The 17,433-nt window shown below is 70.3% G+C and carries 17 protein-coding genes; 15 read left to right on the top strand and 2 right to left on the bottom strand.

Translation table 11 applies throughout. The annotated features are described in order from the left end of the window. Nucleotides 1–7: 7 nt before the first annotated feature. On the bottom strand, nucleotides 8–2,110 hold the full coding sequence (locus VSH64_RS27045) for a DUF6351 family protein (protein ID WP_326565517.1): 2,103 nt from the start codon (nucleotides 2,108–2,110) through the stop codon (nucleotides 8–10). A 220-nt stretch (nucleotides 2,111–2,330) separates the two neighbouring features. On the opposite strand from VSH64_RS27045, the gene VSH64_RS27040 reads away from it, so the two are divergent. The 15 genes from VSH64_RS27040 to VSH64_RS26970 all read left to right on the top strand — a co-directional run bounded on the left by VSH64_RS27040 (nucleotide 2,331) and on the right by VSH64_RS26970 (nucleotide 16,266). Beyond that, nucleotides 2,331–3,164: an ABC transporter ATP-binding protein gene (locus tag VSH64_RS27040; RefSeq protein WP_326565516.1), complete on the top strand. Its 834-nt coding sequence runs from the start codon at nucleotides 2,331–2,333 to the stop codon at nucleotides 3,162–3,164. Continuing rightward, nucleotides 3,157–3,864 carry an ABC transporter ATP-binding protein gene (locus VSH64_RS27035; RefSeq protein WP_326565515.1) on the top strand — a complete coding sequence of 236 codons (708 nt, stop codon included), beginning with the start codon at nucleotides 3,157–3,159 and terminating at the stop codon, nucleotides 3,862–3,864. The genes VSH64_RS27040 and VSH64_RS27035 overlap by 8 nt, the downstream gene beginning before the upstream one ends. Beyond that, nucleotides 3,864–4,742, top strand: coding sequence for a branched-chain amino acid ABC transporter permease (locus tag VSH64_RS27030; protein WP_326565514.1), 879 nt, complete (start codon nucleotides 3,864–3,866; stop codon nucleotides 4,740–4,742). The genes VSH64_RS27035 and VSH64_RS27030 overlap by 1 nt, the downstream gene beginning before the upstream one ends. Beyond that, nucleotides 4,739–5,848 carry a branched-chain amino acid ABC transporter permease gene (locus VSH64_RS27025; protein ID WP_326565513.1) on the top strand — a complete coding sequence of 370 codons (1,110 nt, stop codon included), beginning with the start codon at nucleotides 4,739–4,741 and terminating at the stop codon, nucleotides 5,846–5,848. Before VSH64_RS27030 ends, VSH64_RS27025 begins: the two co-directional genes overlap by 4 nt. After that, a complete protein-coding gene (locus VSH64_RS27020) occupies nucleotides 5,845–7,149 on the top strand; it encodes an ABC transporter substrate-binding protein (RefSeq protein WP_326565512.1) in 1,305 nt (434 codons plus the stop codon). Before VSH64_RS27025 ends, VSH64_RS27020 begins: the two co-directional genes overlap by 4 nt. A 22-nt stretch (nucleotides 7,150–7,171) precedes the next feature. Next, nucleotides 7,172–7,762, top strand: coding sequence for a TetR/AcrR family transcriptional regulator (locus tag VSH64_RS27015; protein WP_326565510.1), 591 nt, complete (start codon nucleotides 7,172–7,174; stop codon nucleotides 7,760–7,762). Nucleotides 7,763–7,926: 164 nt separating this feature from the next. Continuing rightward, nucleotides 7,927–9,762 (top strand): asparagine synthase (glutamine-hydrolyzing), encoded by a 1,836-nt coding sequence (gene asnB, locus VSH64_RS27010; protein WP_326838033.1) that lies wholly within the window; start codon nucleotides 7,927–7,929, stop codon nucleotides 9,760–9,762. A 22-nt stretch (nucleotides 9,763–9,784) separates the two neighbouring features. Further along, on the top strand, nucleotides 9,785–10,261 hold the full coding sequence (locus VSH64_RS27005) for a MarR family winged helix-turn-helix transcriptional regulator (RefSeq protein WP_326565509.1): 477 nt from the start codon (nucleotides 9,785–9,787) through the stop codon (nucleotides 10,259–10,261). A 38-nt stretch (nucleotides 10,262–10,299) separates the two neighbouring features. Next, nucleotides 10,300–12,117, top strand: coding sequence for a feruloyl-CoA synthase (locus VSH64_RS27000; RefSeq protein ID WP_326565507.1), 1,818 nt, complete (start codon nucleotides 10,300–10,302; stop codon nucleotides 12,115–12,117). 171 nt (nucleotides 12,118–12,288) lie between these two features. Next, complete coding sequence (locus VSH64_RS26995; RefSeq protein WP_326565506.1) at nucleotides 12,289–12,771, top strand: MarR family winged helix-turn-helix transcriptional regulator; 483 nt, start codon at nucleotides 12,289–12,291, stop codon at nucleotides 12,769–12,771. Nucleotides 12,772–12,781: 10 nt separating this feature from the next. Further along, nucleotides 12,782–13,432: a TetR/AcrR family transcriptional regulator C-terminal domain-containing protein gene (locus VSH64_RS26990; protein WP_326565505.1), complete on the top strand. Its 651-nt coding sequence runs from the start codon at nucleotides 12,782–12,784 to the stop codon at nucleotides 13,430–13,432. A 121-nt stretch (nucleotides 13,433–13,553) separates the two neighbouring features. Beyond that, nucleotides 13,554–14,741 carry an FAD-dependent monooxygenase gene (locus VSH64_RS26985; RefSeq protein ID WP_326565504.1) on the top strand — a complete coding sequence of 396 codons (1,188 nt, stop codon included), beginning with the start codon at nucleotides 13,554–13,556 and terminating at the stop codon, nucleotides 14,739–14,741. A gap of 41 nt (nucleotides 14,742–14,782) precedes the next feature. After that, a complete protein-coding gene (locus tag VSH64_RS26980; protein ID WP_326565503.1) occupies nucleotides 14,783–15,229 on the top strand; it encodes a MerR family transcriptional regulator in 447 nt (148 codons plus the stop codon). Then, nucleotides 15,226–15,552, top strand: coding sequence for a thioredoxin (gene trxA / locus VSH64_RS26975; RefSeq protein ID WP_326565502.1), 327 nt, complete (start codon nucleotides 15,226–15,228; stop codon nucleotides 15,550–15,552). The genes VSH64_RS26980 and trxA overlap by 4 nt, the downstream gene beginning before the upstream one ends. Nucleotides 15,553–15,618: 66 nt before the next feature. Then, complete coding sequence (locus VSH64_RS26970; protein WP_326565500.1) at nucleotides 15,619–16,266, top strand: DUF998 domain-containing protein; 648 nt, start codon at nucleotides 15,619–15,621, stop codon at nucleotides 16,264–16,266. Nucleotides 16,267–16,297: 31 nt separating this feature from the next. Here VSH64_RS26970 and VSH64_RS26965 read toward each other — a convergent pair whose 3' ends face one another. Then, nucleotides 16,298–17,431, bottom strand: a complete 1,134-nt coding sequence (locus tag VSH64_RS26965; protein WP_326565498.1) for an MAB_1171c family putative transporter — start codon at nucleotides 17,429–17,431, stop codon at nucleotides 16,298–16,300. Nucleotides 17,432–17,433: the final 2 nt, after the last annotated feature.

The raw sequence follows: 17,433 nt of genomic DNA, 5'->3' as shown, positions 1-17,433 counted from the left end.
CTACTGCTTACGCGCGGCTCCCATAGTTCCGCCACACACCCGCAGGCTCACGCTCGCCCACACCGTCGCGACGGTAGTCGCAGACGCCCGTCGGGAAGGTCTTCTTCAGGGCAGCCTTCTCGGCGGCGGTGAAGTGAACCGGGTACGAACCGAAGTCCAGCGGACGGGTCTGGCACTTCAGCACGTCCATGGCCAACCCTTCACCGGCGGCCATCCGGGTGTTCTCCGCCACCGGGTACAGCGCACCGCACTGGCCCGACGACGGATCGGTCAGCTTCTCCTGCACGCGCTGGGTCGCGGACAAGTAGCAGCCGTCCGACAGGTCGTGCGGCCGGTTCGCGATCACCTTCGCGGCGGCGCCCCGACCTGAGTGGTCGGAAGAAATCGCCGTCAGCCAACGGTCCATCGCGTCCAGCTCGTAGACGCTCGCCGCCGCCTGTTCGCCGGCCGTCGGGTGGTTGGCGATGATCACCTGGTTCGCGGCGGTGCCATTGGCGTCAAGCAACCGTTGCCGCATCACGAAGGACCATTCCGACGTGTGGATGTCGTTGCCGGCGCCCGCCAGGTCGAGGTCCGTGCGCTGGTCGATGATCGGTGTGGAAGCCAGGCCCTGCGACGCCGTGTTGAAGATGTCGTCGCGGTACAACGTGTCCAGGGCTCGCGGGTCGGCCGAGGAGCGCGCGGCCACCGGCTTGCCCGTGTAGTCCAGCCCGCCGATGGAAGCGTTCAACGACACGAACTGGGCCGCCGAGATCGCGCCGGACCGAAGAGCGTCCAGGCCGTACTGCACGCCGACGTTGTCCAGCGTGTTGCGCACGAACCCGGTCTTCGGGTCACGGCCCAGCTGGTTCGCGAACTGCTCGTTCGAATTGCAGATCACGCCGTGTGGGTTGGTCACCGGGTCCCACCGCACCGCGACCGGGATGGCCGAGTTGCAGGAGTCCGTGGCCGTCGCGCGGCTGGCGAACGTGGCGTCCCACGAGAGGCAGCTGGAGTAGGAGTTCCAGCCGGCCACGGCGAGCTTCTGGGCGTCCGTGAAGCCGGCCGTGGTGAAGTACCGGTTCAGCAACCGGCAGTCGGCCACCGGCCCGGCCGTGGTGATCGGGTCCGGGAAGGACACGCCGGGGATGATGCCGTCGACGATGCCGGGGTAGTTCTCGGCGATGTCGTACTGCTGGATCGCGCCGCCGGAGCCGCCCCAGCCGATGGTGTGCTGCACCGGGCCGTAGGTCTCGACGAAGTGTTCCTTCACCATCATCGCGGCCTCGGCCGAGATGATCGGGCTGCAGTTGTTGTCGAGCACGTTCAGGCTCGACGACGCCACCGCGTACCCCTGGGAGAGGAACAGGTCGTTGACCACACCGCCGGTGCCGGCACCCTGGTGATAGCCGGAGTTGCAGCCGCCGCCGAAGGTGTAGACCAGCTTGCCGTTCCAGTCGGGCGTCGCGACGAAGGGCGACGGCGTGGCGGGGCCGGAGGCCAACGCGGCGATCTCGTACACGGCCCGGTCGATGGTCCCGCGTTCGAGCCGCACGATGTAGGGCGCGCCGCTCGTCGTGGTGGCGAGGTCGGCCGGGCGGGAAGCCGGGTCGGCCAGCGCGACGAACTTGCCCGCGGTGTTCTTGTACTGATAGGTAACCTGCGTCGGCGCGCTGCACAGCGGCATGGTCGCCGGCGGCAGGCCGTACGCCGTGGTCTCGCAGTAGAACGGTTTCTGCTGCGGTCCGGAGAACACCGGGCCGGTGATCGAGTGGTTGACCACGCTCAAGCGAGCGCGATCGTGCCCGGCCGTCGCGACCAGGTCGGTCGCGCCGTCGCGCAGCCCGGTCACGAGCCCGAGCAGGCTGCCGTCGCGCTGGCTGTGGAACGCCCGCGTGACGTCGTGGCCGCCGGCGGACACGCGAACATTTGCGTGCGCGTCCGGCGGCGTGACTCTGACCAGGACCTGGCCTCCGCTGACCAGATCGGGACGGGGGTTGGACACGGTCGTGATTCCCAACCGGGCATGTCCACCCGGCTGCGCGACGGCCGAGGTCGCCGCTGTGGTGAGGAGGATCGGCACGGCCAGAGCGGCCACTACCGCGGTCGAGCGCCAAGTACGGTTTCTCAACTTCGCACCTCGTTGCTCACGGCGCCGCACGGTGCGGCACCACGCAAGTGCCGGGTATAGCACGCATTACTTAGCCAGAACAACATTCGGTCGAGCTCAGTTGATCAAGGTCGTTCGCGTCAATCCGAGGTATCCCTGAACTCGGCCCGATAACAGGTCTGGGCAAGCCAGGGAGATGTCTGTACTGTTCGTCGCGTCCGAATCGGATTCTGCTTTGCCGGTGTCACTGCAACGAGGCGGTGGGGTGAGCGTGGTCGGGGATCCTGTACTGCTGCGGGCGGAGGGGCTCTGTGTCTCCTTCGGCGGGCTCGAGGTGCTCAGGCAGGTTTCGCTGGAAGTGAGCACCGGCTGTGTGCTCGGGGTGATCGGTCCCAACGGTGCGGGCAAGACCACGCTGTTCAACACCATCTGCGGCTTCGTCCGTCCTGATTCCGGCGCGATCACCTTCGCCGGCCAGTCGCTCGACCGGCCGCGGCCCGAACGCCTCACGCGCCACGGCATCGCCCGCACGCTGCAAGGACTCGGGCTGTTCGCGGGATTGACGGTGCTGGACAACGTGGTCGCGGGCGCCACGCACCGCTCCCGCACCGGCCTCGCGGGCGCGTTGCTCGCCTCGCCGTGGGCCGACAAGGACGAGCGCGCGCTGGCCGACCGCGCGATGGACGTGCTGCGCCGACTGGGCATCGACGGTGAGGCGAAGCGGATCTGCGCCGGCCTGCCCTACGGCGTGCGCAAACGTGTCGCTCTCGCCCGCGCTCTGGTGAGCGAGCCGCGCCTGCTGCTGCTGGACGAACCCGCGGCCGGCCTTTCCGCGACGGAGGTCGGCGAGCTGGCCGACATCGTCCGCGGCCTCGCGCCGGCCACCACCGTGATGCTGGTGGAACACCACATGGACTTCGTGATGAACCTGTGCGATTCGCTGGTGGTGCTCGACTTCGGCGAGGTCATCGCGCGCGGCACCCCGGCGCAGGTGCGGGCCGACCCGCAGGTGCAGCGGGCGTACCTGGGCGACCCGGTCGCAGCCGTCGCGGGGGAGGGCGGTGCGCATGCTTGACGTGAGCGGACTCGTGGTCGACTACGGCCCGGTGCGGGCGCTGGACCACGTGGATCTGGTGGTGGAACAGGGATCCATCACCGCGGTGCTCGGCTCCAACGGCGCCGGCAAGACCACCTTGCTGCGCGCGCTCAGTGGCCTGCACCGCCCGCGCGACGGCGCCGTGCAGCTGCAGGGCCGCGACATCACGCGACTGGCACCCGAAGACCTCGTCCGTCTCGGCGTCGCCCACGTACCCGAGGGCCGCGGCGTGATCGCCGAGCTCACGGTGGAGGAGAACCTGCGCCTGGGCGGGCTGTGGCGGCGCGACCGGGCCTGGCTCAGGACCGGCACCGGCGAGATGTACGACCTGTTCCCGCCGCTGGCCGAACGCCGCCACCAGCGGGCGGAAGCGCTTTCCGGCGGCGAACGGCAGATGCTCGCCATCGGCCGCGCGCTGATGAGCCGGCCCGCGCTGCTGCTGCTCGACGAACCCTCACTCGGCCTCGCGCCGCGCGTGTCGGCCCGGATCGAGGCCGTGTTGCGCACGCTGCGCGAGGAAAGCGGGCTGACGTTGCTGCTCGTGGAGCAGAACGCGGCGACCGCGCTCTCGGTCGCCGACCGGGCCGTGGTGCTGCACCTCGGCCGCAAGGTCGCCGACGACACCGCCGACACCCTCGCGGCCGACGACCGCGTGCGCCGCGCCTACCTGGAGGTGTGATGGGCCGCTTCCTCGACCTGACCCTCGCCGGGCTCACGAGCGGGGCCGTGTACTCGGCCGTCGCGCTGGCCCTCGTGCTGATCTGGCGCTCCACGCGGATCGTGAACTTCGCGCAGGGCGGCATGCTGATGATCACCACGTTCATCGCCTACACGATCGTCTCGCACGGCGGGTCCTACTGGCTCGCGCTGATCGTGGCCGTCCTCAGTGGACTCGTGCTCGGCGCCGTGGTGGAACGCGTGCTGGTGCGGCCGGTGGAGAAGAGATCACCGCTCGACGCGGTGGTGGTCACCTTCGGCCTGCTCGTGCTGCTCCAGGGCGTGGCCGGGATGCTGTTCGGCGGCACCCCGCGCTCGTACCCGCCGGCGTTCGGCATCGCCGGGTTCAAGGCGGGTGACCGCCAGCTGCTGTTCGCGCCCAACGACCTGTGGATCGTGCTCGTGGTCCTCGTGGTGATGGCCGTGCTGGCGCTGGTGTTCCGCAAGACGAACCTGGGCCTGCGCATGCGGGCCTCGGCGTTCGCGCCGGAAGTGGCGCGGCTGCTGGGGGTGCGGGTCGGGCGGATGCTCACGGTCGGCTGGGCGCTGGCCGCGGCGGTCGGCGCGATCGCCGGTGTGCTCGTGGCACCCAGCACGTTCGTGAGCCCCACGGCGTTCGACGCGGTGCTGGTGTTCGGCTTCACCGCGGCCGTGATCGGCGGGCTCGACAGCCCGCCGGGCGCGGTCGTCGGCGGGCTCGCGCTCGGCATCGTGCTCAGCTACGTGGCCGGGTACCTCGGGTCCGACATCGTCACGCTGGCCTCGCTCGTCGTCCTCATCGGAGTGCTGATGCTGCGTCCGCAAGGGCTGTTCGGTTCCACGAAGGGCAGGCGGGTATGACGGCGCTCGCCGCGGCGGCCCCGGTCCGCCTCTGGCAACGGTCCACTTTGGTCCGCCACCTCACGCTGTCCGTGCTGGGCCTGATCGTTCTGTACTTCGTGACGACTTCGCTTGACGCGTTCGCGAACCTGCAGTTCTCCCAGATCTGCTACACCGCCATCGCGACCGCGGGTCTCACCGTCCTCTCCGGACTGTCGGGACAGATCTCCCTGGGCCATGGCGCGTTCGTGGCCGTGGGTGCCTACACGACCGCGCTGCTGCTGGAGCACCTCGAGTGGCCGCTGGTGCTCGTGCTGCTCGGCTCGGTGGTCGTCGGTGGCGCGCTGGGCTCGCTCGTCGGCGTGGCGGCCGCGCGCCTGCGCGGCCCGTACCTGGCGGGTGCGACGCTCGCGCTCGCCGTCGGCCTGCCGTCGCTGGCCGACTACCACGGCCTGCGCGACCTGCTCGGCGGCGCGAACGGCCTCATCGTGACCTCCGACCCGCCGCCGCTTTCGCTCGGCGAGAGCTTCCCGCTCGAACGCTGGCAGGCCTGGATCTGCGGGCTGTGCCTGGTGGTCTCACTCTTCCTGCTGGCCAACCTCACGCGCAGCCGGCTCGGGCGCGACATGCGGCTGGTGCGCGAGGACGAGCAGGCAGCCGCGCTGTCCGGCGTACACGTGGCGCGCACTCAGATCGTCACGTTCGGCATCAGCGCCGCGTTCGCCGGCCTGGCCGGCGGGCTGTTCGCGATCGTCAACAGCCTGGCCGCGCCCGGCGCGTTCACGCTGAGCCTCTCGCTCTCGCTGCTCACCGCGGCGGTGCTCGGCGGCCTCGGCAGCCTCGCCGGCGCGGTCTACGGCGCGGTCATCGTGACCCTGCTGCCCAACTGGACCGCCGACCTCGCGCAGCAGGCCGACCTGCCCCGCGCGATCTACGCGAACATCCCGCTCGTGCTCTACGGGCTGGTGCTGATCGTGGTGATCATCGCGTTCCCCGGCGGCATCCAGTCCGGGGTGCGCAAACTCGGCGCCGTGCTCAAGGCCCGGCTGAACCGTCCACAAGAGACACCGAAGACACCGACCCAAGAAGCACAGCCGCCGGAGAACCGTCAGGAGACGAGAAGATGACCATACGCCGACCTGCATCCGCCGCGGTCGCCCTGGCCGCGGTGGTCGCCCTCACCGCCGGCGCTTGCGCCTCGGGCGGCGATTCCGCCGAGTCGACGCCCGGCATCACCGCCGACAGCGTCACCATCGGCTCCACCATCCCGCTCACGGGCACGGCCGCGCCGGGCTACAGCGAGCAGGGCCCGGCCGCGAAGGCGTTCTTCGACTACGTGAACGCCAACGGCGGCATCAACGGTCGCAAGATCACCCTCAAGTACCTCGACGACGCCTACAACCCGGCGCAGACCGTCACGCTGACCAAGCAGCTCGTGCTGCAGGACAAGGTGTTCGCGATCGTCGGCTCGCTCGGCACGCCCACGCACACGAAGGTGGTGGACTTCCTCAATTCCTCCCGCGTGCCGGACTTGTTCGTGGCGTCCGGCTGCACGTGCTGGGACCAGCCGAAGAAGAACCCCTACACCTTCGGCTGGCAGCCGGACTACACGGTGGAGGGCAAGATCCTCGGCGACTACGTGAAGAAGAACTTCGCCGGCAAGAAGGTCGCGTACTTCTACCAGGACGACGACTTCGGCCGCGACGGCATGAAGGGCCTCGACAAGTACATCGACCAGTCCTCCGTCGTCACGCGCCAGCCGTACCAGCCGGGCAACACCGACGTGGCCGCGCAGGTGTCGGCGATCGCCGCGACGAAGGCCGACGTGGTGGTGCTGGAGGCGATCCCGGCCTACACCGCGTTGTTCAAGCTCACGTCGCTGAAGCTCGGCTACTCGCCCACGCTCGTGGCCTCCAGCGTCGGTGCCGACCCGATCACGGTGTCGGGGCTGCTGGAGAACTTCGCCAAGCAGGCGGGATCGTCGGTGAAGGGACAGGACCTCATCGAAGGCCTGGTCACCTCGGCCTACCTGCCGCCGGTCGACGACCTGAGCAACACGTGGACCGCGCTGTTCAAGAAGATCCACGACCAGTACATCCCGAACGTTCCTTTTGACGGCAACGTCTACTACGCCATGTCCTACGCCTACACGTTCACGCAGGCGCTGGCCCGCGCCGGGAAGAACCCGACGCGCCAGGGGATCGTCGACGCGCTGCAGAAGGGCGGCCTCACCGGGCCGGGCCTGGTGCCGTTCCGCTACAGCGCCGATTCGCACGCCGGCTACACCGGCGGGCAGATCGCGATGATCAAGGACGGCAAGCAGGTGTCGTCGGGAACGCCGCTCACCACCGACGACGGTGACGGTCCCGTGACCCCCTACACACAACCGCAACCACCGGCTCCGGCCAACGGCATCCCCGCGGCGTGAGTCCGTCCGGCACAATCACGCCATGACGGAGGCGACAGGGAGCAAGCGGGCGCAAGCGACCCGCGCGGCGCTGCTCGAGGCGGCCGGTGAGGTCTTCACCGCGTCGGGGTACGACCAGGCGAGCATGGCCGCCATCGCCGAACGGGCGGGCGCCAGCATCGGCAGCCTGTACCACCATTTCGTCGCGAAGTCCGATCTGTACATCACGCTCTACAACGAATACAACCGCCGCCAGCAGCACCGGTCCGCGAAGGCGTTCCGCACGGCGCTGGCGCAGGGCGAGGAGGACGCGCTCCGGCTCTACATCTCCGGAGCGCGTGCCTACCTCGACGGGTGCTGGCAGGAGCGCAAGCTCGCGCGGCTGTTCCTGTCCGGCAACGGGCCGGCGGGCTTCGGCCTGCTCACCCGCGAGCGGTTCCGGGAGTGGCTCACGGCCAACGCCACGCTGGTCAACGGCCACACCCGGCCGCTCTCGGACATGCTCGTGCTCTCGCTCACCGCGATGTCCACGGAGGCGGGCCGCGAGGTCGCGGCCGCTCCGTCGAAGGCGAAGGCGGGGCTGATGATCGAGGAGGTTCTCGAACTGATGGGCCGGCTCTACCCCACTTCGTGACGCAGGTCACGGCGCTCGTCCAGGCGGGCACCTCAGCAGCGGAAACACCGGCGCCCCGGCCGGATCGGCACATCGGTGTCCGGTTCGTCCGAGTGGCGCCGGACCCTCGTCAACCAGTTTCATTCCCTATGAATGTTTCTCTCTGACGGGTGCGGGGGCTGGACATGTGCGGGATCACGGGATGGGTGGACTACGGCCGCGACCTGGCGGCCGAGCAGGAGACGCTGGCGGCCATGACCGCCACCATGGCGTGCCGGGGGCCGGACGCGAGCGGCACGTGGTTCCACCACCACGCGGCGTTCGGCCACCGGCGCCTCGCCATCATCGACCTCGAGCTGGGCACGCAGCCGATGACCGCCGAAGCCGGCGGCACGGTCGCGCTGACCTACAGCGGTGAGGTCTACAACTTCGAGGAGCTGCGCGCCGAGCTGCAGGCCCGGGGGCACCGGTTCACCACCGCCAGCGACACCGAGGTGGTGCTGCGCGGCTACCTCGAATGGGGCGCCGGCCTGGCCGAACGCCTGAACGGCATGTACGCGTTCGCGATCTGGGACCCGCGCGAGGAGCGCCTGGTCCTGATCCGCGACCGCATGGGCATCAAGCCGCTGTACTACTCGCTCCACGGCGACGGGCTGCTGTTCGGCTCGGAACCGAAGGCGATCCTCGCGCACCCGGAGATCCGGCCGGTGGTGGACACCGACGGCCTGCGCGAGCTGATGTCGTTCACCAAGAACCCGGGCCAGGCCGTGTGGGCCGGCATGCGCGAGGTCGAGCCGGGCACGGTCGTCACGCTCGACCGCACCGGCCTGAGCGTGCGCCGCTACTGGCAGCTCGAGCCGGCGGAGCACACCGACGACATCGACGTGACGGTGCGCCACGTGCGCGAGCTGCTCGACGACATCGTGCGCCGCCAGCTCGTGGCCGACGTGCCGCGGTGCGTGCTGCTCTCGGGCGGCCTCGACTCCAGCGTGATCACCGCGCTGGCCGCGCAGCAGCTGGCCGAGCAGGACGAGCGGGTGCGCAGCTTCGCGGTGGATTTCGTCGGGCAGGAAGACAACTTCGTGCCCGACGCGATGCGCGGCACTCCGGACGCGCCGTACGTGCGCGATGTGCACCGGCACGTGGGCTCGACGCACCAGGACATCGTGCTCGACCCCGCGGCGCTGGCCGACCCGGCCGTGCGCCGCGCCGTGGTGCGGGCCCGCGACCTGCCGACCGGGCTCGGCGAGCTGGACAACTCGCTGTACCTGCTGTTCCGCGCGATCCGGGAGCAGTCCACCGTGGCGCTGTCCGGCGAATCGGCCGACGAGGTGTTCGGCGGCTACGCGTGGTTCCACGACCCGAAGGTGCAGCAGGCCGACACCTTCCCGTGGCTCGCGCGGCGGCTGCAGTCGGGTGAGGGCGGGATGAGCCGGATCTTCACCGGCGGCCTGCGGTCCACTTTGGACCTCGGCGGGTACCTGCGCGACTCGTACTCGGCCGCGGTCGCCGAGGCCGGCACGCGAGCCGGCGAGACCGACCACGAACGCCGCATGCGCGTGATCGGCTACCTGCACCTCACGCGGTTCGTGCGGATCCTGCTCGACCGCAAGGACCGGCTCAGCATGGCCACCGGGCTGGAAGTACGTGTGCCGTTCTGCGACCACCGGCTCGTGGAATACGTCTACAACACGCCGTGGACCACGAAGACCTTCGACGGCCGCGAGAAGAGCCTGCTGCGCGCGGCGGCTCGCGACGTGCTGCCGACGTCGGTGGCCGAGCGGGTGAAGAGCCCGTATCCGTCCACGCAGGATCCGAAGTACCTTGAAGCTCTGCGCGACCAGGTCGGCGACGTGCTCGCCACGCCGGGGCACGCCGTGTTCGACCTGTTCGACCGCGAGGTGTTCGCGGGCCTGCTTGCCCGTAAGGACACCGTGCCGTTCCTCCGTCCGCTGTTGGAGCGTGTGCTGAACTTCGCGACCTGGTTCGATCTGTACTCACCGGAGCTGCGGATCCGGTGACACGAGGGTGAGGGAGCGGGCCATGGTGAGCGAGCCACCGGACATCGACGCCGACGAGGCGTTCCAGTTCGTGCTGTCGCTGCACCGGCTGCTGCGTGAGCTGCACCGCGCGGCGCCGCCCGACGGCCTGCCGCGCACGCAGCTGCTCGTGCTCGTGAAGCTGAACCGCTCCGGACCCCTGCGCATCGGCGCGCTCGCCGACGAGGTCGGCTGCTCCCAGCCCACGGCCACCAAGGTCGTGCACGCCATGGAGGAGGCCGGCCTCGTCGCGCGCGCCGCGGACAAGGCCGACAAGCGCGTGAGCTGGGTGCACCTCACGCAGCAGGGCCGGCGCCGGCTCAGCGACGTGGTGCGCGACGAGTCGCGCGTGTTCGTGGAGCGGATCGGCGACCTCGAACACGACGAGATCGAGCTGCTGCTCAAGTCCGGCGCCGTGCTGCGGCGGCTCACCGAGGCGTCCGAAACTGACATTCGACAAATTCCTCGCGAGCCGCAATAGTTATGTGAGACAGTGTGGTCTCACCTGGAGGCGGTCGAATGTTCGCCGAACCCGACATCGAACGAGCGGACCGGCCGGACGGAAGCGTCGTCTTCCGCTCCCGCGACCCGCTCGGTCCGTACCCGCGTGGCGTGGCCACGATGCTGCGCGCCTGGGCGCAGGTCGACCCGGACTACCCACTGGTGGCCGAACGCTCCGGCGACGGCTGGGCCACGCTGACCTACGGCGAGGTCCGCCGCCGGGCCGACGCGCTCGGCCAGGCCCTGCTCGACCGCGGTCTCGGCCCCGACCGGCCGGTGATGATCCTGTCGGGCAACTCCGTCGCCCACTTCGTGCTCACACTCGGCGCGCTCACGGCCGGTGTGCCGGTGGCGCCGATCAGCGTCGCGTACTCCCTGCTCAGCGGCGACCACGCGCGGATCAGGGAGATCACGAAGGTGCTGCGGCCGGGCCTGGTGTTCGCCGAGGCCGGCGGGCCGTTCGCGAAGGCGTTGGCCGCGGTCGGAGCTGACGGCGCCACGGTGGTGCTGGCGCGTGAGGTCGACGCCGTGCCGGGCGCGGAAGCCCTCGACGATCTGCTGGCGACTTCACCGGGCCCGGAGCTCGAAGCCGCGTACGCCGAAACCGGGCCGGACACGCTCGCGAAGGTGCTCTTCACGTCCGGCTCCACCGGCTCGCCGAAAGGCGTGCTGAACACGCACCGGATGCTGTGCTCGAACCAGCAGGCGATCCGGCAGGCGTGGCCGTTCCTCGGTGAGGAGCGGCCGGTGCTCGTCGACTGGCTGCCGTGGAGCCACACCTTCGGCGGCAACCACAACCTGAACCTCGTGCTACACAACGGCGGCACGCTGTACGTGGACGACGGCAAACCGGCGCCGCACCTGTTCGGCCGCAGCCTGGAGAACCTTCGCTCGGTGCCGCCCACGCTGTACTTCAACGTGCCCGCGGGCTACGCGCAGCTCGTGCCGGTGCTCGAACAGGACCCGGAGTTCGCGCGTGTGTTCTTCTCCCGGCTGCGGCTGCTGTTCAACGCCGCGGCCGCGCTGCCGGCGGCGTTGCGCGCGCGGCTGATGAAGGCCGCCGCGGCGGCAGGTGCCGACGTGCCGCTCACGAGCTCCTGGGGCGCGACCGAGACCGCGCCCGCCGTCACGAGCGCGCACTTCCCGTTCGACGACGCGCGGTGCATCGGCGTGCCGCTGCCGGGCCTCGAGGTGAAGCTCGCGCCCGTCGGCGAAGCCCGCGAGATCCGCGTGCGCGGCGCCGCCGTGACCCCGGGTTACCTGCACCGGCCCGACCTCACCGAAGCGGCCTTCGACGACGAGGGCTTCTACCGCACGGGCGACGCGGCCGTGCCGGTGTCGGAGGACGGCAACACCGGGCTGCTCTTCGGCGGCCGGATCGCGGAGGACTTCAAGCTCGACACGGGCACCTTCGTCCGCGTCGGCGCGCTGCGCACGGCGCTGCTCTCGGCCGTGCCGCTGCTGTCCGACGCGGTGATCGCGGGGGAGAACCGCTCGTACGTGAGCGCACTGGCCTGGCTCAACCAGGCCGAGGCGCGCGCGTTGTTCCCCGGCTCGCTCGACGCCACCGACGGCTGCGTGGTCCACGCCGAGCTGCACGCCCACGTCGGCAAGCTGCTGGCGGCGATGAACGCGGCGGCGGGCTCGGCGGGCCGGGTCGAGCGCCTGGTCGTGCTCGCCGAGCCGCCCGACCTCGACGCGGGCGAGATCACGGACAAGGGCTACCTCAACCAGCGCCGCGTGCTGGCCCGTCGCGTGGCGTTCGTCGAGCGTCTCTACGCCGGCGAACGCGACCCAGCGGTCATCGTCGCCCTCACCCCCCAGCCCAGCCCCTAAAAGCAACCCCGGAGCGAGATCGCGCCGGCGTCTCGATCGGGCGGTGCGATCGGCCCCCCGGCCGATCCGACCGCCCGATCGAGACGCCGGCTTCTAGGCGATCTCGCACGCCCTGCCGGAGGCGGGGCAGACAATATGGTGATACGTCAACAATTTAGGTAGACTCGCATCATGACGGACGTACGCTGGCTCGACGAGCGGGAGCTGCACGTCTGGAAGCTGTTCCACCTGCTCCAGCGGTCGCTCAACGGTGCCATCGACCGGCAGCTCGTGCACGACGCGGGGCTGTCCGGCGCCGACTACATGGTCATGGTGCCCCTCTCGGAAGCGCCGGGTGACGTGCTGCGCATGCGTGACCTCGGCATGCAGATCAGCTGGGACCGCAGCCGGCTTTCGCACCACGTGAGCCGCATGGAGAAGCGCGGCCTGGTGACGCGTGAGGACTGTCCGGAAGACGCGCGCGGAGCGATGCTGCGCCTCACGCCGGCCGGGCGCGAGGCCATCGAGGCGGCCGCGCCCGAGCACGTGGAAACCGTGCGCCGGTACTTCTTCGACCAGCTCGAACCCGACGAGGTCGAGGTGCTCGGCCGCGTGTTCGACCGCATGGTCACGCGCCTGAACGCGGACGACGAAGACGGCCCCTGTACGAGGTAAAGTCGCGATCGTGGCCAAAACGCGCGAGAAGCTCAGCCGCGACACGATCGTCGAAGGCGCCCTCGCCCTGGTCGACCGTGAAGGTCTCGACGCGCTGACGATCCGGCGGCTCGCGCAGGACCACAGCGTCACGCCGATGGCCCTGTACTGGCACTTCAAGGACAAGCACGAGCTGGTGGCGGGCCTCGCCGAGCGGCTGCTGGCCGACGTCGACCTGCCCGCGGCCGAGGGTTCGTGGCACGAGCGGCTGCGTGCCGCGCTGGTGGCGGTGCTGGCCGCCGTGCGTCCGCACCCGGCGGTGGCCGGCCTCGTGCCGCCCCGCATCCTCGAGTCCCACGCCGGGCTCACGGTCGCCGACCACGTGCTCGGCCTGCTGCGCGAAGGCGGCTTCACCGCCGAAGAGGCCGCCGAGCTCGGCGGGTATCTCCTTTCGGCCGGCGTCACGCTCGTGACGGCCGAACCGGGCGCCACGGACGCGCACCCCGCTGCTTCGCGCGACGAAGCAGTGGCCCGCAAACGCACGGCGCTGGCCGCGCTGCCGGCCGACCGGTTCCCGAACGTGTCGGCCGCGTCCGACGCGCTCGCCGACTGCGGCGACGAGGATTCGTACTTCGCCCGGGGCGTCGACCTGCTGGTTTCCGGCGTGCAGGGACTTCGCTGACCGGTTCCGCCGCCCGCTGACCACCGCGCACCGGCGCTGTCAGCCGACCGTGCGGGCACGGTCAGCGCCGGGCCGCAGTCTTGCGTCATCGAAAGCCGAACCCCGAGAAGGGACTCCAGCGATGACCAAGACCGTGCTTGTTTCCGGTGCCAGCGTGGCAGGTCCGGCCGCCGCTTTCTGGCTGCACCACTACGGCTACTCCGTGACCGTGGTCGAGGCGGCCCCGAAGCTGCGCCCCGGCGGCCAGGCCGTGGACTTCCGCGGCGAGCAGATGAAGGTCATCGACGCCATGGGCCTCACCGAGCAGCTGCGGGCGTATGAGACCGGCATGGGCGACCAGCTCCTGCTCAACACCGCGGGCAAGCCGATCGTGACCGTGCCCAGCTCGTTCGCCAGCGGCGAGCTCGAGATCCTGCGCGGCGACCTCGCCCGCATCCTCTACGAGAGCACCCAGGACTACACCGAGTACGTGTTCGGCGACCGCGTCACCTCGCTGACCGAGACCGCCGACGGCGTGGAGGTGACCTTCCGCCACGGCGCGCCGCGCCGGTTCGACCTGGTGGTCGGCGCCGACGGGGTGCACTCGGGCGTGCGGACCGCCGCGTTCGGTGCCGAGGCGCGCTTCCGCAAGGACCTCGGTTACCACGTCGCCGGCTTCACCGCACCCAACCACCTCGGGCTCGACCACAGCGGCCTCATCTTCAACGAGCCGGGCCGCGGCGCGATGGTCTACAGCGGCCGCGACGGCGAGAGCGTGACCGTGATCCTGTACTTCCGTGGCGACCCGCGGGGCTATGGCCGCCCGGACCTCGAGCGGCAGAAGGAGATCGTGGCCGACGTGTTCGCCGGCGCGGGCTGGGAGATGCAGCGGCTGCTGAGCGCGGTCGACGACGCGCCGGACCTCTACTTCGACACCGTCGGCCAGATCAGCCTCGACCGCTGGTCCACCGGCCGCGTGGTGCTGCTCGGCGACGCCGCGTGGTGCGCCGGCCCCGGCGGCTCCGGCACCGGCCTGGCGATGATGGGTGCGCAGATCCTCGCCGGCGAGCTGGCGGCCGCGGGCGGCGACCACGTGGTCGCGTTCGAGAGGTACGAGCAGCGCCTGCGCAAGGCCGCGCACGTCGGGCACAAGAACGGTGCCGGCTCGGGCGGGTTCCTGGTGCCGGAGAACGAGAAGAAGCTGCGCAGCCGCAACCGGATGTACAAGATGCTGACCGGCCCGGTGTTCGGGAAGGTGTTCGACTACATGAGCTCGCGAGCCGCCAACGCGGTGCAGTTCCGCGAGTACGCCGGCAAGGTCGCGGGCTGAGCGTTGCCTTGACGCCCACGTCAAGGTCTAGCGTCGGACGCATGCGGATCGGCGAGCTCGCCCGGCGGGCGGGGATCACACCACGGGCGCTGCGCTTCTACGAGGCGCAGGGGCTGCTGCCGGCGGGGCGGTCGGCGAACGGGTACCGGGATTACGACGAGGACGACCTCCGGCTGGTCAGCGAGATCCAGACGCTGCGCACCGTCGGGTTCACCCTCGAGGACACCCGCCCGTTCGTCGACTGCCTGCGCACCGGACATGAGTCCGGCGACGCGTGCCCGGCGTCGGTGGAGGTGTACCGGCGCAAGCTCGACGAGGTGGAGCGGTGCCTGCGTGACCTCGGGGCCGTGCGGACCGCGTTGATGGACAAGCTCGCCGAGGCCTCGGCCCGGCAGGACCCGTGCCGGCTCGAACCAGCCGGTTCGGCTGCAAACACCGCCGACTCCGCAAACACCACTGACACCGCCGACATCACGGAGACCCGATGACCACCGATGCCACCTTCGCCGCCGACGTCCTCGAGCACGAGCGTCCGGTGCTCGTCGAGTTCGGCGCGCAGTGGTGCCCGCCGTGCCGCATGATCGCGCCGGTGCTGGCCGAGATCGCCGCCGAGCGCGCGGATTCCCTCACGGTGCGCGAAATCGACACCGACGCCAACCCCGAGACGGCGCGCAGGTACCAGGTCATGTCGCTGCCCACGCTGATCGTCTTCCGCAGCGGCGAGCCGGTGGCCACGTTCGTCGGCGCCCGGACGAAGGCCCGGTTGCTGGCCGAGCTCGACCGCGTGACGGGATCCGCCGCCACACTGTGACATCCACACTGTGAAGGCGCCGCCGACCCGGTAGAACTAGGTGTGGACCATTCCGGGGAGGCAACCGTGAACACCCTCGTGCGCTCGTTCCTCTTCCTCCGCCGGGCCATCGGGGTGCTGGGCCTGGCGCTGCCGTTCGTGGTGATCATCGGCAAGGAGCTGCTGCAGGGCGGCGGCCTGCAGGGCTCCCTGAGCGGCTACTACTACAGCGACCTGCGCAACGTCTTCGTCGGCACGCTGTGCGCCATCGGCGTTTTCCTCGTCTCCTACCGCGGTTACGGGCGGATCGACGACATCGCGGGCAACATCGCGGCGGTCGCGGCCGTCTGCGTCGGGCTCTTCCCGACCAGCCCGGTCTCCGCCACGGCCACCGAGCGCGCGGTCGGCGTGGTGCACGAGGTGAGCGCCGCGGTCTTCTTCCTCACGCTGGCGTTCTTCTGCCTGTTCCTGTTCACCAAGTCCGACGATCCGGCGCCGACCTCACGCAAGGCCGCGCGCAACGTCGTCTACCGCGTGTGCGGCGGGGTGATCCTGGCGGCGCTGGCGTTGATCGTGCTCGTAGGGGTCTTCTTCGACGCGGCTACGGCGTCGCTGCACCCCACTGTGTGGCTGGAGTCCCTGGCGGTGATCGCGTTCGGCGTGTCGTGGCTGGTGAAGGGCGAAGCGCTGCTGGCCGACCTGCCCCACGAGCGGGCCGAACTGGTCCAGACCTGACCGATTCGTCCACAAACGACGGACGACGGGGTCAGCTCAGCCGGCCGTACGCGGCGGAAACCTGCGTGAGCCACTCGACTTCCGCGGCGAAGGTCTTGGCGTCGTGGTCGTCGAAGCTGCCGTTGTCCTGGCTCAGCGCCGGCGTGACCCCGGAGTGCTTCGCGAGCAGGGCCTGCTTGATCTTCGTGGCCTCGACCACGGCCTGGTCCCTCGCCTGGGGAGGCGTGGCCTCGGCGCGGTCCATGTACGGGCGTAGCGCGCGCCAGCCGTCGCGGATCTCGATCACGCGGCGGTGCAGGCGGTAGTGCAGGTCGGACCATTGCCGGTCGGCGCCCGACGGCGGCTCGAGCGCGATGCCGGGCGAGGACTCGTACAGCGAGTGCCACAGCGGGTAGAGCGCGCGGTAGGAGCTGTAGTTGCGGCCCCACGCCACGAGGTTCGACACGTGCCCGCCCCACGACGGCATGGTGAGCCCCAGCGACACGATCACGATGCCGAGCGCGCTGAACAGCGAAGCGGCGATGGCCCACGGCCCCACCGAGAGGCCGAACATGGGGCTCACGATGTTCACGGTGCGCGCGGCGCAGTAGAGAAACAGCACCACCGCGCCGACCGCGAGCATCCGCAACGCGCGGCGCAGCCACGGTTTCGTGGTGCTGCGCGCGTACGGGATGCATTGACGGTAGATCGTGACGCACGGCACCGCCTGCGAAACGATGAACAGCAACAGGTAGACGAGGATCACCGGGTTGCTGCTGCCGGTGCCGAACGCCGACGCGGGCGTGCCGGGCCGGTTGCCGACGAAGAACAACGCGGTGAGCACCACGCACAGCACCACCCCGGCGATGATCCACGCCCGGATCGCGCGCCGGACCTCCGCGAGCGGGTTCGCCCACTGCATCAGCAGGATCTGCGCGCTGATGCAGTAGGCGACCGCCGAGAGGTGCAGCACGAGGATGGCCAGGTTCTGTACGCCGAAGAACGTGACGACGCTGAGCGACACCGCCCCCATCGTGAACGTGAGGCACTGCAGCACCAGCGTCACCATCATCGTGACGTACCCGATGTCACCCCAGCCGCGCCGGATCGACGCGAGCTTGTACAGGAACGCCGCGTACGACGACACCGCGGACGACGCGAAGAGCACGATCTTCAGCGCGTTCACAC

The sequence above is a fragment of the Amycolatopsis rhabdoformis genome (assembly GCF_035918295.1).
Lineage (GTDB): Bacteria > Actinomycetota > Actinomycetes > Mycobacteriales > Pseudonocardiaceae > Amycolatopsis > Amycolatopsis rhabdoformis.
Note: the sequence above shows the minus strand (reverse complement) of the source record. Positions and strands in the feature narration are given on the sequence as shown.